Origin of the sequence: Thalassospira marina (genome assembly GCF_002844375.1) — a bacterium.
In the GTDB taxonomy this organism is placed as follows: Bacteria; Pseudomonadota; Alphaproteobacteria; order Rhodospirillales; family Thalassospiraceae; genus Thalassospira; species Thalassospira marina.
Genome location: NZ_CP024199.1, coordinates 720,151 through 735,429 on the forward strand (window position 1 = coordinate 720,151; position 15,279 = coordinate 735,429).

A 15,279-nucleotide genomic window follows, 5' to 3' on the forward strand; every position below is an offset into this window, starting at 1 on the left:
GTGGGTCAGATCAAACAATCCAGACCAATCGGGAAATTTGCACTGATGTCCGATCCGGAAGGCGGCAAGATCCGCATTGATAAATGGCTGTGGTATGCGCGGTTTTTCAAAACGCGTTCACTGGCCAGCAAGGCCTGTCAGGGCGGGCATATCGTCCTGAATTCGGCGACGGTTTCAAAGGCCAGCGTGGCCGTTGGGCCGGGTGACCGAATCCAGTTTTTCCAGGGGCCGCATATTCGCATCGTCGAAATTGTTGCCGTGGGCACCCGGCGTGGGCCCGCACCGGAGGCGCAGGCCCTTTATGAGGACCATTCACCGCCCCGCATCAAAAAGGCCGATGCAGACGCCGATATCAGGACGGCTGCGGTCGCTGTACGCGAAACCGGCAGTGGTCGCCCCACCAAGGCGGAAAGACGCGCCTTGGACCGTTTGCGGGCCGAAGGAGAGCCAGACTGATTTTACCGCCCTGTGAGGGGACATGAGGGGGCTTGCCCAAAATACCTGAAACAGAACGCCACGGTTGCTGCAAAGCCCGTGGCGTTCTGTTTTATGGTCGGTGTTGGTTGCTGATTGCTTTCTGGCGTCAGCTTGCTTGTGTATCTGCGCACTGTGATCTGGCGCACAGGGTAGGGCTTTAACCCGCATTTTCCAGTGTTTGGGCGCGGTGGCAACGCAGTTGGCGGTGGTATGTGGGGTGGGGCGAATCTACCGTTGTGATCGGCTTTGCAGAGGCATGTCGGCGCGGGCGATTCGCAAAAATGTGGCGGTAATGGTGCCGAATTGGCGTTGACTTTGTGCGCTGCGCCGCTTATCCACTGCGGCCTTGCGTTCCAAATCGATGCTGCGTTTGACAAAACCCGCCGCTATTGCCGGATTTCGGGGATAAAAGGCGGTGGCGTGATTGACAGCGCAGGTGGGAAGCCCTATACAGCGGACCTCGAATTTTATTGGATTACCTTCATTAGAACGGAGTAAGTGCAGTGAAGCGCACCTACCAGCCCAGCAAACTCGTACGGAAACGCCGCCACGGCTTCCGTTCCCGCAACGCGACCGTCGGTGGCCGCCGCGTGATTACCGCACGCCGCGCCAAGGGCCGCAAGCGTCTGTCGGCCTAATCTTGTGACCGTTACGGTGGAACGCCTGAAAAAGCGTGCGGAGTTTCTCCGTGTCGCTGGTACCCGCCGTAAATGGGTTACAGACGGTTTGATCCTGCAAGGTGCACCGCGCCCCGGGATCCAGCCGGAAGACCAAAGCGCCGGAGAAGACCGGTTCGCCCGAATCGGTTTTACCGTCACCAAAAAGGTGGGCAAGGCCGTCGTACGCAATCGCGTTCGGCGGCGTTTGCGTGCAGTCGCCGACCTGTTGGCACCTGACATGGCTTTGCCTGGATGGGATTATGTCGTTATTGGACGGCAGCAAACCATCGAGCGGCCATTCGAAGCGCTGGTCGACGATATGAGAACTGCCTTGCGGCGTATACCTGATGCCAAACCATCCCCAGCCGACCGATCACGCCCTGTGCGGGGCCGGGCAAAGGCAAAAGGTGGTCAGCGTCGGGCGGGAGGCCCGGTAAAATGAGCCCCCTGGCGCGCCTCATGCAACTCGCCGTTCGAGGCTATCAGCTTTTTTTATCTCCCTATGTTGGATGGCAATGTCGTTACCAGCCAACGTGTTCGGCCTACATGATGGAGGCCTTGGCGAAACATGGGGCGTTGAAAGGCGGCTGGATCGGGTTTAAACGGATCATGCGCTGCCACCCGTGGGGTGGTCATGGTTATGACCCCGTGCCTGGTTGTGGTTGCGAACGTAAAGAGGCGCCGCCGGACAGAGACCCTCGGTCCTCGGCGCTTTCGTCATATAGATAGAATAAACAGCCGGTCAGGCCCCGTGGCCGCCGGACGAAAGCGGAAAGAGGCGATGAACGAACAACGTAACCTCTGGATTGCGATTGCGGTTTCGGTCGTAATCCTGGTCGGGTTCCAATTCCTTTTCCCTCACAAACCTGATCCCCAGGTTCGCGAGGCGCAGGTTCGCGAGCAACTGGATGTCAATTCCACTGCACCGAAGCCTTCAACTTCGACCGCGGCACCTTCTGCCCCTGGTGGATCAACTGCAGCGCCGGTTGCGAACCGCGACGACGCGCTGGCTTCCTCGCCGCGCATCGCGATTGATACGCCGCGTGTGAAGGGGTCGATTCGTCTGGTCGGTGGCCTGATTGACGATATCCAGTTGCAGGATTATCGGGAAACCGAAGACCCGCAAAGCCCGCTTATCCATGTTCTGAACCCGGCTGGTTCGGACGATGCCTATTTCGGTGAATTCGGCTGGGTTGCTGCTGATGGCAGCAAGGTTGCCCTGCCGGGTAACGATACCCGCTGGCAAGCCGATGGTGAGAAGCTTTCTGCCGACAAACCCGTGACCCTTTCCTGGGACAATGGCGAAGGTCTGGTTTTCAAGCGCACCATCTCGATCGATGAAAACTACATGTTCTCGGTCAAGCAGTCGGTCACCAACAATAGCGGCCAGGATGTTTCGCTTTATCCCTATGGCCTGATTTCGCGTCGTGGCCTGCCGCATACCTCGGGTTACTATATTCTTCATGAAGGTCCGATCGGCGTTGTCGATGGCTCGCTGAAAGAAATCAGCTACAAGGACCTGATGGAAGAAGACGGCACTGTCAGCGAGAAATCGACTGGCGGCTGGGTTGGTATCACCGACAAATACTGGCTTGTGGCGCTTGCGCCGGCAAATGACGAAAGCCTGACGGCCCGTTTCAGCCATCACAATGCCAATAACACCGACAAGTTCCAGGCGGATTATCTGGGTTCCCAGCGCACGATCGCCAATGGCGAAACGGCCAGCTCGGAAAGCCACATGTTCGCAGGCGCCAAGGAATATAACCTTCTGGATGCCTATGCCGATCAGTACAACATCAAGCTGTTTGATCGTGCAATCGACTTTGGCTGGTTCTGGTTCCTGACCATTCCGTTCTTCCAGATCCTGCAGTGGATCAACCATGTGATTGGCAACTTTGGTCTGTCGATCCTGGCCTTCACGGTTCTGGTCAAGGCGGTCATGTTCCCGCTGGCGAACAAGTCCTACAAATCCATGAGCGGCATGAAAAAGCTGCAGCCGAAAATGACGCAGATTCGCGAACAGTTCGCCGATGACCGTCAGCGTCAGCAGCAGGAAATCATGGCCCTGTATAAACGTGAAAAGATCAACCCGGCTTCGGGCTGTCTTCCGATCGTTGTGCAGATCCCGGTATTCTTCGCGCTTTATAAAGTGCTGTTTGTGAATATCGAAATGCGCCATGCGCCGTTCTTTGGCTGGATCCAGGACCTGTCGGCACCAGACCCCACGACGCTGTTCAACCTGTTTGGTCTGATCGACTGGACCCCGCCGCATATGCTTATGATTGGCGTCTGGCCGTTGATTATGGGGATCACCATGTTCCTGCAGCAGAAGCTGAATCCGGCACCGGCTGACCCGACCCAGGCAAAGATTATGATGTTCCTTCCGATCATCTTTACCTTTATGCTGGCCAAATTCCCGGCAGGTCTGGTGATCTACTGGGCATGGAACAACACGCTGTCGATCATTCAGCAGCGCTATATCATGTACCGGATGGGGGTCTGAGGACCCCCGTCTTCGGGCCGCCCATAGGCGGGCGGATACGGAAAAAATGACCGAAGCAAACATAACGGCACTTTCGTCAGTGCCGACTTACAAAGAACACCAGATCGAAGCCGGGCGCCTGCTTTTCACGCGCCCGGTGACTTTCATGTTGGGGGTTGCCAAACTTGAGCAGCTTCCCGCCGAAGAAAAAGTCGAGATCTGTTTCGCCGGCCGATCAAATGTCGGCAAATCCAGCCTGATCAATGCACTTTGCTCGCGCAAGGATATGGCCCGTACGTCAAATACGCCCGGCCGTACCCAGCAGCTTAACTTCTTTGACCTTGATGGCGCCTTTAACCTGGTCGATTTGCCCGGTTATGGTTTTGCCCAGGCACCCAAAGATGTTGTGCGCAGCTGGCAGGGGCTGATTCGTCATTACCTGCGTGGCCGTGTGAAGCTGCGCCGTGTTTTCGTCCTGATCGATTCGCGCCATGGCTTTAAGGGTGCCGATCTTGAAATGATGAAAATGCTTGATGAAACGGCTGTGTCCTATCAGGTCGTGCTGACCAAGGCGGACAAGCTGAAAAAGGGCCAGATGGAAAAGCGTATCGCCGAAGTGGTGACCGCGCTGAAAAAACATCCTGCCGCCCTTAACCAGATTTTTGCGACTTCAAGCGAAAAAAATACGGGCATTTCGGAGTTGCGTGCCGAGATCGCAAGCCTGTTATAATCACCCGACGACCATCGTGTTGCATGAATTGGGGAGCAATATGAGCGAAGAAATCCGTCCTGAAGACGACAATTCCGAATCCAGTGCGTATCGGACTTTGGCCCGTGCCAAGGTTCTGTCGGAAGCTTTGCCCTATATGCGACGCTATAACGGCCAGAAAATAGTGATCAAATATGGCGGTCATGCCATGGGTGATCCCGAACTGGCCCGTTTGTTCGCCCAGGATGTCGTGTTGCTCAAGCAGGTTGGCATGAATCCGATTGTGGTTCATGGTGGCGGCCCGCAGATCGGCCAGATGCTCAAGGAACTCAACATCCAGTCCGAATTTGTCGATGGCCTTCGCGTCACCGACCAGCAGACCATCGACGTTGTCGAAATGGTGCTGGCCGGCAAGATCAACAAGGAAATCGTTTCCAACATCAATTCGTCGGGTGGGGTTGCTGTTGGCCTGTGTGGAAAGGATGCGCACCTGATTACCGCGCGCAAACTGACCCGCACCAAACGCGATCCGGAAAGCAACATTGAAAAGGTCCTTGATCTTGGCTTTGTTGGCGAACCGGTTGCGGTGAACCCGCATGTGCTTGATTGCTTTGCCAGCACCGATATCATTCCGGTTATTGCCCCGATCGGGGTTGGCGAAGATGGCCAGACGTACAATATCAATGCTGATACCGCGGCTGGTGCCATTGCCAAGGCGGTCGGCGCCCGTCGCCTTTATATGCTGACCGACGTCAAGGGCATCCTTGATAAGGAAAAGCAGCTTGTGCGTGATGCCAATGTGGACAGCATCAATGACATGATCGCGGATGGCACCATTTCGGGCGGGATGATCCCGAAAACCGAAACCTGCCTGGATGCGGTCCAGAATGGTGTTGAAGCTGCGGTCATCGTTGATGGTCGTGCGCCGCATGCCGTTCTTCTGGAACTGTTCACCGAACGTGGTGCCGGAACAATGATCCGGGGGTAACCCCGGATATTTCTGCTCTGCTTTTGATGGCAAAGATGTGCCTATCGCCCCATCTGTAGTACAGTAACTTCTCTGTAGGGATAGGCATTTCCTGTTTGATATCCGGTAAGTTGCCGGCGGCGTACCCTGCGCCATACGAGGTTGTGCGGAGCAAACACAAGGTGACAACGGAGTCCCCTCTTAAATCCCGACACTGGGACATTGCCGCAGCGACGCTTGAAGCGTTGCGCGAATATAATCTGTCGCCCGTGCCTGAACTGTTTCATGTCTGGTTCGTCTATTTTGCTGACGAAAATCCGGATATTTTCCGCACCCTTGATATGGCCCGCCAGCAGGGCACGGCGATTGATGAAAAGCAGTTGCTGGAGCTTTATCACCGTTTCATTCTTCATCGCCAGACGACTGAATTTCTGCGTCAGGGCATGGAGAATTTTGCCGATGTCATCGAAAACAGCGAACACAGCATTGCCTCTGTCACGACCGAGCTGAATGTTTACAACAAGGTGCTCGATGAGGCGGATGCCATTTTGCGCCGCGATGGGCAGAAGTTTGAAATCCTCGGTGCGGTTGCCCGCCATACCCGGCAGGTACAGCAGACCGTCACCACCCTGGCCGATCAGCTTCATACCTATCATCAGCAGATTTCGCATTTGCAGGTTGAACTGCAAAAGGCACGTGAACAGTCCTTTACCGATGGGCTGACCCGCGTTTCCAACCGCCTGCATTTTGAACAGCTTCTCGCCGACCTGACCAGCGGGCAGGAAGAAGGCCGGGATGCCGAACCTTTCAGCCTGCTTTTGATCGACCTTGACCAGTTCAAACAGATCAATGACCGTTATGGGCACCGGGTGGGTGATGAAATTCTGGTGCTGATCGCCAAGATTTTGAAATCCAACGTCAAGGGTCGCGATACGGTTTCGCGCTATGGCGGCGATGAATTTACGGTTCTGTTGCCACAAACCACGCTTGATGAAGCCTTGTTCCTGGCCGAAGACCTGTGTAACCGGGTGCGTGCGCGCGAAGTACGGGCGAAATCATCGGGTACGTCCTTTGGGCACATGACAATTTCAATCGGTGTTGCCGAATATCAAAAGGGCGAAGGCCCGGCATCACTGGTGGATCGCGCCGATAACGCGCTTTACCGTGCCAAGCAGGCCGGGCGTGACCAATATAGCGTTGCAGTCCCCTTTGAAGGTGATGCCGAACCGGCCAAGGCCTGATCCCTGTTATTGCGACCCGGCTAAGCAGCCAATTGCCCGTTGATGCATGGCTGTGTTGCCCAAAGTGGCCGGGACCGAGGCGGGGGCGGGTGGCGATGATTGCTGATCAAATGTGCCGAAGCGTTTGTTTTGGTTTATGAATATCGCCTGAAATCAAGTGGTTGGGCTGGGATGAGCTGCCGTGTATCGGACGGCATAGGGCCGCCCGATGCTGTTAGGGGGCATTGGTGCCTGCGGTGCAGGCCGGGGGCTGCGGTCTTGCAATAAGTTGTGCAAAAGCGTATGTAACCAGCGCCTGATAGCGATGGTTGCTGCCGGGCTGTCTGGCGTTTGCGGCAGGGATAGACCGCGATCGTGCCAGAAACAGAATGTGTTTCCGTATTTACCGCCAGCCGCAGAAAGCCGAGCATGACAGAGCCGCGCGTCATTACATTTGGTTGCCGTTTGAACACCTATGAATCAGAGGTGATGCGCGACCACGCCAAGGCAGCAGGATTGGATGATGCCATCATCATCAATACCTGCGCTGTTACGACCGAGGCCGAACGCCAGGCGCGGCAGAATATTCGCCGTTTGCGCCGCGAAAACCCGGACGCCAAAATTTTCGTTACCGGCTGTGCCGTGCAGGTAAACCCGGAAAAATTCGCCGGGATGAAAGAAATCGACCGCATATTTGGCAATGATACCAAAATGAAGGCGGAAACCTTCATGGATATCAGCCATGAACGCGTGATCGTAAATGACATCATGTCGGTGGAAGAAACCGCCAGCCATCTGGTATCGGGTTTTGAAGGCCGCGCGCGCGCCTTTGTTCAGGTCCAGAATGGCTGTGACCATCGCTGCACATTCTGCATTATTCCCTATGGTCGCGGGAATTCGCGCAGCGTGCCGCTGGGCGAGATTGTGACCCAGGTGCGTGAACTGGTTGCCAATGGCTATGCCGAAGTCGTTTTGACCGGCGTTGATATCACATCCTATGGGCATGACCTGCCGGGCAAGCCGACGCTGGGGCAAATGGCGCGCCGGCTTCTGGCCCAGGTGCCCGAATTGCCGCGCCTGCGCATTTCATCGGTCGACCCGGTGGAAATTGACGAAGACATCTTCCGTCTGATCGAAACCGAACCGCGCCTGATGCCGCATATGCACATTAGCTTGCAGGCGGGCGACGACATGGTGCTCAAGCGCATGAAACGCCGTCATTTACGCCAGGATGTGATCGATTTTTGCCAAAAGGTCCGCGCGCTGCGCCCCGATGTGACGTTTGGCGCCGATATTATTGCCGGTTTCCCGACCGAAACCGATGAGATGGCCGAAAATACCCTGCGCCTGGTGGAAGAATGCGGGCTGATTTACCTGCATGTTTTCCCCTATTCATCGCGCCCGGGCACACCGGCGGCCAAAATGCCGCAGGTCGCCAAGGAAAAGCGCAAGGAACGGGCCGCGGCCCTGCGCGACGCGGGCGATATTCAACTGACAGCATTTTTGCAATCACGCGTTGGCCTGATCGAGAATGTGCTGATCGAAAAGGAAAATACCGGCCATACGGAGCATTTTGCTCCCGTTGAGCTGGATCGCGTGATAGAACCGGGCACAATCGCCAAGGCCAAAGTCATTGGCCATAAAGACGGAAAACTGATTGCGGAGCTGATGGTATGAGTGAAGAGGGGAAAAAAAGCTGGTTTGCCCGATTAAAGGACGGGTTGAAACGGTCCTCCTCGAAACTGACTACCGGTATTGCCGATATTTTTACCAAGCGCCGTCTTGATGATGATGCGCTGGAAGAATTTGAAGACCTGCTGATTACATCCGACCTTGGTGTTGCCACGGCGGCGAAACTAAGTGGTGAGCTGGCAAAAACCCGCTTTGACAAGGAAGTGGATTCTGCCGAGATCCAGGAATTTATCGCCCAGGAAGTTACCAAGATCCTTGATCCGGTGGCAAAGCCGCTGGTTCTGGACCCTGCGCGCAAGCCCCATGTGGTGCTGGTGGTAGGTGTGAATGGATCGGGTAAAACTACCACCATTGGCAAACTGGCAAAATCCTATAAGGATCAGGGTTTGAAGGTGATGATGGCGGCGGGCGATACGTTTCGTGCCGCTGCTGTTGAACAGCTTAAGGTCTGGGGTGAACGCACCGATTGCCCGGTGATTTCCCGTGATACCGGGGCGGACGCCGCTGGCCTTGCCTTCGATGCCATTGAACAGGCGCAGCGCCAGGGCATGGATTTGCTGCTGATTGATACGGCTGGTCGCCTGCAGAACAAATCGCACCTGATGGAAGAACTGAAAAAGATCGTTCGTGTTATTCGCAAGCGCGACGAAACTGCGCCGCATGACACGCTTCTGGTGCTTGATGCCACAACCGGTCAAAACGCCCATTCGCAGGTCGAACTGTTTTCCGAAGCCACCAATGTTTCCGGCCTGATCGTGACCAAGCTTGACGGTACGGCAAAGGGCGGTGTTGTTGTGGCGCTGGCCGAAAAATTTGGCAAGCCGGTCCATGCGATTGGCGTTGGCGAAAGTGCCGAGGACTTACGCCCCTTCGATGCGCGCAATTTCGCCCGCAGCCTTGCCGGTCTTGCTGATTGAGCCCTGAGATATCGTTAAACGTAAAACGCCGCCCGGAGCCTTCCTGGCGGCGTTTTGTTTTGCTGTGATGGTTTTTGCCCGGCGTGGGGCCATATAGGCCCTGTATAGGACTTAAGCCGTTTCTGACGAACGGATGGTGCCCAACTGGCCTTCAAGCTCTGTCAGGGTTGATTTCAGGGCCAGAAGGCTGGTTTTGATCTGGTCGGGCTTATTATCGACCGGGCAGGCTTCCAGCGTGGTCAGAAGCTGGCCGATCTGGTTTAGCAGGCCGGTTGCCATGCGGTCATCAAGGTCGTTCAGAACCCAGGACAGCGCCTTGTCGCGCAGGGTTTCAAGGCTGTGCAGGTCCGGGTCGGGAGATGATAACGGCAGCCCATAGGGGCGCAATGCCAGTTCCAGCTGGCGGATGATATTGCGCAGCTTGCGCGATTCATCATGGCAGATGGCTTTCAGGTGGCCATTACTGGCGATTGTGCAAATGGCTTCCATGCGAATGGCAAGGTCTTCGGCATCGATGGTGATGTCGTTTAAGGCATCGCCATCGGCAATGTCGCCATCGGTAACCACGCCGCCGGTAAAGGCATTGGGGGCAAATACCGGCAATACCGCACGTTCCAGGGTGAATTTTGCGGGCAGTTTGCTGATGATTTCGCCATCCGCCAGAATCGGGTGCGGTTCGCCGCAATCAATATGGATATCGTCGCATTCCATGGTCAGGGCCAGTTCGGATTCATCGACCGACCCAAACAGCAATGCCGCGCCAATATCCATGCCCGACAGCGTATCGACATCGGCGCGAATGGCGAAAACATGCAGTTTGCCATCATCAAGGCGTTTGTTTTCGCGTGGGCGCAGGCCGCCGCCAAAATACTGGCCGTTGGTGACGGTTAATTGGCGCAGCTTCAGATGCTGGGTGTCGTGCCCGGCACAGGTTACATCCAGTTCCAGCGGGGTCATTTCGTGCCAGCTTTGCCAGTTGGCAACGGCATAGCTGATGGCACCCGTCCAGCGCTTAAGGTCCGGGTTTATACGCTTGCGAGCATCGGCGGGTACACCGATGGATGCGGCATTGACAAAACTTTTGCCATTTACCCGGCCGATATCAAGCATTGAAAGCTGGCCGTTAATGGCGGCCTGGGCGGCTTGCACCGGGTCGTCTGGCAGTTTCAGGCTGCGCGCAAAATCATTGGCGGTGCCAAGGGGCAGGGCGATCAGCACTGTGCCGGAATCACGGATCGGGTCGATCATGGCATTGATGGTGCCATCCCCGCCGCCAACAGCAACGATATCGCCGGGGCGGGTATTGGTTTTGACCTGTTCGATCATGGCATCGGGATTATCGCAGAAAACCAGTTCCGTCTGGTAACCGGCATCTTCAAAGACGCTGCGCAGCGGCTGTGCGCCATCGCGCCGCCAGCGTTCGATGACCTTATGACGGGTCAATAACATCAGAACCTTGCCGGTAAGATCAGAGTTTTCCACCTTTGGTGTCTCCCTGTGTTGCCAAACCGCGAGAATTTGCCATGCGGCCCAATATTATAGGATGTGAATATCTATAAAAAAACCGGCGCCTTTGTGGCGCCGGTTTACCGTCTTTGGGACAAACGCCCTCAGGCAAGGGTGGCGCGCAGCATCCAGGCTGCTTCTTCATGCACACCAATGCGTGCTGTCAGCATGTCTGCCGTGGTCGGATCATCGACGCTGTCGGCTTCTTTGACACTTTCACGCAGAAGCTTTGCCATCTTTTCATGGTCTTCGATCAGTTCGCGCACCATTTCATCGGTGCTGAGAAGTTCGGTTTCGTCCGTAATCACGGATTTTTTCATCATGGTCGAAAGACCGGTCGGTGCATTAAAGCCGATGGCACGAATGCGTTCTGCCATGTCGTCATTGGCGGTGTGCAGGTCTTCGTACTGTTCTTCGGTCATTTTATGCAGGGAATAAAAGTTGGGCCCCACAACATTCCAGTGCACGCCACGCACCTTGCCATACAGCACGTGCGAGGAGGCGACGATCTGGGTCAGCATTTCCGCCAGCTTGCGGCGGTCCTTGCGTTCGACACCGGTTTCGATCGGCAATTCCTTGGCGACGGTCTGCATATTGCTCTGAGCCATTGTTAACTCCTGATTTTCTTATTAACAGTTCGTTCAAAGTAAGATGAACGATTGCCATAGGAACGCGCGCACGAGAGGGAAGTTCCATTTAAATAAATAACGAAAAACGGGAACATCATCTTTCCCATGTCGTTATCAGGGGCAAGCAACGTCAAATAAAGGCGTCGCTCTTAACAAAAAATGGAGGTTGTGATGCTTGCTAAGGCAATGTTGATGGCTGGTACTATTATGGTTTCTTCGGCTGTTATGATTCCGGCGTATGCAGATTCTGCCAATACGATGAAAACGGATGATGCCATCGAAGCCGATGCGACCCAGATGAAGAACGAAGCCAAAGACGAATATGAAGATGCCAAGGATTATTCGTACGAGCAGAAAGAAGATTTCATGGACTGGGCAAAGTCCAAGTCCGAGGCACTGGGCGATAAATACGACGAGATGAAGGAATCCGCCGCTGACAATAGCAGCGATGCCATGGATGCCATGTCGGAAGCCTGGGAAGATGCCAAGGACAATCTGAGCGAGGCAATGGATGACGTTCAGGATGCATCGGCCGAAACATGGGAAGATGTGAAGGCTGAAACCGTTGCGGCCCTGAACAAGGCACAGAATGCACTCGACGACGAGCATGACGCTCAGTAACAGACATCACAACCTGCCTGGGCGTGAGTAAGTCCACGGGTGCTACGGCCCGCCTCAGCTTCCTGGGGCGGGCCGTTTTATTTTGATTGTTTGGTCTTGCGGCAATAAAGGCCGGTCAAACACACATTTCCACAATAAAGAACACAGCAGGTCGCCAATGAATTACGATCAGCGGGATAATAATGAAACTGTGGCCGGGATTGAGGCCCAATCAAACGCGCCGGGCTGGTGGCAGCGTTTGCGCCGCCCGCTTGTTGCGCTGGCTGCCGGGAAACGCGGTTTGACCGGGATCGGTATGGCGTCGTTTCTTGAAACCACCATTATTCCGATACCGGTTGAATTCATTATTGCGCCCTTGATGGCCATATCGCGCAAACGCGGCATGCAAATTGCCACCGTAACCCTGATTGGCAGTGTTGCGGGGGCTATTGTGCTTTATTTACTGGCCTGGGGCGTGTTTGACGATGCCGTCACCCCGTTTCTGGACTGGACACACGGGCACGATGAATTCGCCGAGCTCAAGGATCGGTTCCAGGAGGGCGGATTCTGGCTTGTCTTTATAATAAGTGTCACGCCAGCCCCCATGCAGCTTGCGGCATTGGCTGCAGGGGCAACAGATTATCCATTCTGGCTGTTTTTTATCGCGATTCTTCTGTCCCGGGCGATTCGATATTACGGACTTTTCGCGATTGTCCGTCTACTTGGCGCGGGCTATGTGCATTATTTTGCTGGTCGTAAGTCCAAACAGGGCAGGACGGTGGCAAAATAGCGTCTGAAAGCTGCAAATATTGAAGCGAAGAATTGTTTTCTTCTTGAAATAAAAACGCCCGGCAACTTTTTTCCGGGCGTTTTTTGGTCGTTATTCCGCTTCGATGCGGAAATCAGTGGTCGTTTTACCCTCGACTTCGGGTGCTTCAACGTCCTCAGAGATCAGACCACGGCGGATTAATTCACGGATCGCAGCTGCCCGTGTGGGCATTCTGTGCTCGAAACGCCAATCATCGATCACCTTCAGCTCGTCGTCATCCAACATAATTTGGAGCTTCTCGGTCCGTTTGGTGGTGGGCACTTTGTGCTCCTTTGCTCATCCGCGTCCTTATAGGGTGCCGCGGAAACCGTTGATATTCGTTGGTTTCAGAAATTTTTGAGTAAGTGACGTTACCGCTGTTTTCTCCGTAACTCAACCACAATACTGAAATTCCTGAGAATACGGACGTTCATCAATATGCGTAAAGTAATCAAAGTGAATAACGTATGTATTGTGATGATGTTATTGAGAGTGATGATGTTAATCACCATGAGTTAGTTGTTTATACTGTGTATTGGGAGTGTGTTGATGTAGTGAAGTATACGAAATTACTTGGAATATCTCTGAGTTTTGTTAGGTTGGGTCATCAACAAAAAACGGAGGTTGTGATGTCGGGCCAGGTAATGAATGAAATTGAAGATCATGTTCCAGCACTGCGTCGTCATGCTTATCGACTGACTGGTACTCAGGATCGTGCGAACGATCTCGTTCAAGACACCCTGCTTAAAGCTATTAGCAAACAGGACAAGTTCGAGGAAGGCACCAGCCTGAAAGCATGGTTGCACCGGATCCTGTTCAATACGTTTATTTCTGAAGTGCGCCGTGCCAAGACCCGTGGTCATCATGTCGACTGGGATGATCTTGGTGATGTCTACGGACATGGCAGCAACCAGATGGCACGTTTGCAGCTTCGCGATGCAGACCGCGTTCTCGAAGAGCTTCCCGAGCAGGAGCGTCAGGCCATTCTTCTGACCACTGTAGACGAAATGTCCTATCAGGACGCCGCCGAGTTCATGAATGTTGAAATTGGCACAGTAAAATCACGTGTAGGCCGTGCACGCCGCAAGTTGCGTGGCATGGTTGGTCAAATTGAAGCACGTGAACACGTATCTCGCTTTGTATCGGAGGCAAGTTAATGGCAGCAATTCTTGCTATCTATGGCAGGGAAGACATTCTGAATTATGTACATGGCAAGATCGAAACGGATGCTGACAAGCACGAAATCGAACAGCTTGTCCAAAGTGACCCAATGGCAGCCAAAACGATCATCGATATTGAAAAAGGTCACGTGAGCGACACAAATATGGTCGACTTTCTTCAATATCGCCGCGTACAAAGATTGAAGAGGTTAGCCAAGTCTGTTGGCTTGCTTCACTAGACTACCACACACGGGATTGTCATCTTTTCCCTCAACGTCTTTTTTGTTCAATCCCGAATTGGGCCGGTTCTTTTACAAGGACCGGCCTCTTTTTACTTAAAAATTTATTTGATAGTTCAAAATTTGTCGATTTAACAAGGTTTTAGCGCGTATTTTGTAGTGTTGTTTCTACTTTTTAGACGTTGCGACTCGGGCCCTGAAAGTTTCGGTTTATCGACGAATCGCAAATTACGTCAAACATAATCGAAAGTATATGGTGGTTAATCTTTTAGCTGGGTTTTTGCCGCTGCGACCCATGGTTGAATGACCGTGTTGCCGGACAGATTTGTCGCGATGGTGAAATGACGCGGCATCATGTTGCGAGAGTGTGATTGCCGGTCAGTTATTCTTCGTTATCTGTCTTCCCGGCTTTTACCCGTTTTACAAAGTGATTGCCTGCTTTCTTGCGTATCTCTGTATCACAATGTGAAAGCTGCTTGCCGGTTACACGCACGATTGGCACGCCTTGGTTTATCAAGGTGACCGCAGGCGCGTTGCAGCCGGTTCTTTTGGTGCGCCTGGGTGAAATAGCGTCCCTGCACGGTCCTATCGGCGGGGGATGGATCAAAACTGTGATGAATTTGTTGCAAACGCGAAAACAGCACGTCTGGAACGTTTACAGGCTTGCGTTCCGCTGCGTTTTCACGTATTTAAAACAAATGACCAGTAGTCATTTATTGGTTTTCGGCAAGTGTGCCTCTTGCCGAACCGGGGTTGTGGTCTTTTTCCTCAACGTCTTATCAGCCCCTTTCTTGGGTCGGTGCTTTTGCCCCGACCCCTTTTTTTGCCTGCATCCCAGCCCGCCTTCTCCTTTTGCGTCGTGCCATCCTGGCGTTGTACGTTGGCTTAGCCGTTTGTGTGCGCATGATATTGGGGCGGTGTTTGGCGGCTTCAAGATGATGCATATGACCATTGGTCATTTAATGGTGCTTTTTTGCAGGTCGGCGGAATGCCGGCGATCATGCTCCTGCTTTGTGCGATTGCGTTGATCCGGGCATTGAACCAATCTGGCACCTGCTAATCACTGATATCCCAGTCTCTTTTCCCGAATTGGGGAAAACTGTCATTTGGAATTTTTGAAAATAGCGGGCACACTTGCACGATTGGGTACGTCCAATCGTGCGGAATTGTGCGCATTTCAGCCCCGCCTGCAGCCCGTAAATGATGCGGGCGCG

General features: G+C 53.9%; 17 protein-coding genes. 14 read left to right on the forward strand and 3 right to left on the reverse strand.

Annotation, left to right across the window (positions count from 1 at the left end; translation table 11 throughout):
* Positions 1-45: 45 nt before the first annotated feature.
* The 10 genes from CSC3H3_RS03175 to ftsY all read left to right on the forward strand — a co-directional run bounded on the left by CSC3H3_RS03175 (position 46) and on the right by ftsY (position 9,123).
* Entirely contained in the window at positions 46-456 is a 411-nt protein-coding gene (locus CSC3H3_RS03175; RefSeq protein ID WP_101263747.1) for an RNA-binding S4 domain-containing protein, read from the forward strand.
* Between the two features lie 524 nt (positions 457-980).
* Positions 981-1,115, forward strand: a complete 135-nt coding sequence (gene rpmH, locus CSC3H3_RS03180) for a 50S ribosomal protein L34 (protein WP_073953396.1) — start codon at positions 981-983, stop codon at positions 1,113-1,115.
* A gap of 16 nt (positions 1,116-1,131) precedes the next feature.
* Complete coding sequence (rnpA, locus tag CSC3H3_RS03185) at positions 1,132-1,578, forward strand: ribonuclease P protein component (protein ID WP_245881365.1); 447 nt, start codon at positions 1,132-1,134, stop codon at positions 1,576-1,578.
* A 17-nt stretch (positions 1,579-1,595) separates the two neighbouring features.
* Positions 1,596-1,865 (forward strand): membrane protein insertion efficiency factor YidD, encoded by a 270-nt coding sequence (gene yidD, locus CSC3H3_RS03190; RefSeq protein WP_245881366.1) that lies wholly within the window; start codon positions 1,596-1,598, stop codon positions 1,863-1,865.
* Positions 1,866-1,917: 52 nt separating this feature from the next.
* Entirely contained in the window at positions 1,918-3,639 is a 1,722-nt protein-coding gene (gene yidC, locus CSC3H3_RS03195; protein ID WP_101263751.1) for a membrane protein insertase YidC, read from the forward strand.
* A gap of 46 nt (positions 3,640-3,685) precedes the next feature.
* Positions 3,686-4,348, forward strand: a complete 663-nt coding sequence (gene yihA, locus CSC3H3_RS03200) for a ribosome biogenesis GTP-binding protein YihA/YsxC (protein ID WP_101263752.1) — start codon at positions 3,686-3,688, stop codon at positions 4,346-4,348.
* Positions 4,349-4,388: 40 nt separating this feature from the next.
* Positions 4,389-5,315, forward strand: coding sequence for an acetylglutamate kinase (gene argB / locus CSC3H3_RS03205; protein ID WP_101263753.1), 927 nt, complete (start codon positions 4,389-4,391; stop codon positions 5,313-5,315).
* 161 nt (positions 5,316-5,476) lie between these two features.
* Positions 5,477-6,535, forward strand: a complete 1,059-nt coding sequence (locus CSC3H3_RS03210; protein ID WP_101283666.1) for a GGDEF domain-containing protein — start codon at positions 5,477-5,479, stop codon at positions 6,533-6,535.
* 408 nt (positions 6,536-6,943) lie between these two features.
* On the forward strand, positions 6,944-8,191 hold the full coding sequence (gene mtaB, locus CSC3H3_RS03215; RefSeq protein ID WP_101283668.1) for a tRNA (N(6)-L-threonylcarbamoyladenosine(37)-C(2))-methylthiotransferase MtaB: 1,248 nt from the start codon (positions 6,944-6,946) through the stop codon (positions 8,189-8,191).
* A complete protein-coding gene (ftsY, locus tag CSC3H3_RS03220) occupies positions 8,188-9,123 on the forward strand; it encodes a signal recognition particle-docking protein FtsY (protein ID WP_101263756.1) in 936 nt (311 codons plus the stop codon). The genes mtaB and ftsY overlap by 4 nt, the downstream gene beginning before the upstream one ends.
* 111 nt (positions 9,124-9,234) lie before the next feature.
* Here ftsY and CSC3H3_RS03225 read toward each other — a convergent pair whose 3' ends face one another.
* Positions 9,235-10,605: a diacylglycerol/lipid kinase family protein gene (locus tag CSC3H3_RS03225; RefSeq protein ID WP_101283670.1), complete on the reverse strand. Its 1,371-nt coding sequence runs from the start codon at positions 10,603-10,605 to the stop codon at positions 9,235-9,237.
* 128 nt (positions 10,606-10,733) lie between these two features.
* Positions 10,734-11,237, reverse strand: coding sequence for a Dps family protein (locus CSC3H3_RS03230; protein ID WP_101263758.1), 504 nt, complete (start codon positions 11,235-11,237; stop codon positions 10,734-10,736).
* A gap of 279 nt (positions 11,238-11,516) precedes the next feature.
* Between CSC3H3_RS03230 and CSC3H3_RS03235 the strand changes: the two genes are divergently transcribed.
* Positions 11,517-11,879: a hypothetical protein gene (locus CSC3H3_RS03235; protein WP_245881253.1), complete on the forward strand. Its 363-nt coding sequence runs from the start codon at positions 11,517-11,519 to the stop codon at positions 11,877-11,879.
* 157 nt (positions 11,880-12,036) lie between these two features.
* Positions 12,037-12,648, forward strand: a complete 612-nt coding sequence (locus CSC3H3_RS03240) for a YqaA family protein (protein WP_101283672.1) — start codon at positions 12,037-12,039, stop codon at positions 12,646-12,648.
* Positions 12,649-12,738: 90 nt separating this feature from the next.
* Here CSC3H3_RS03240 and CSC3H3_RS03245 read toward each other — a convergent pair whose 3' ends face one another.
* On the reverse strand, positions 12,739-12,948 hold the full coding sequence (locus CSC3H3_RS03245) for a hypothetical protein (protein WP_101263760.1): 210 nt from the start codon (positions 12,946-12,948) through the stop codon (positions 12,739-12,741).
* 347 nt (positions 12,949-13,295) lie between these two features.
* On the opposite strand from CSC3H3_RS03245, the gene CSC3H3_RS03250 reads away from it, so the two are divergent.
* The gene (locus CSC3H3_RS03250) at positions 13,296-13,823 is read left to right on the forward strand and encodes an RNA polymerase sigma factor (RefSeq protein ID WP_101263761.1); all 528 of its coding nucleotides are present in this window, start codon (positions 13,296-13,298) and stop codon (positions 13,821-13,823) included.
* Positions 13,823-14,065 carry a hypothetical protein gene (locus CSC3H3_RS03255; RefSeq protein WP_101263762.1) on the forward strand — a complete coding sequence of 81 codons (243 nt, stop codon included), beginning with the start codon at positions 13,823-13,825 and terminating at the stop codon, positions 14,063-14,065. Before CSC3H3_RS03250 ends, CSC3H3_RS03255 begins: the two co-directional genes overlap by 1 nt.
* Positions 14,066-15,279: the final 1,214 nt, after the last annotated feature.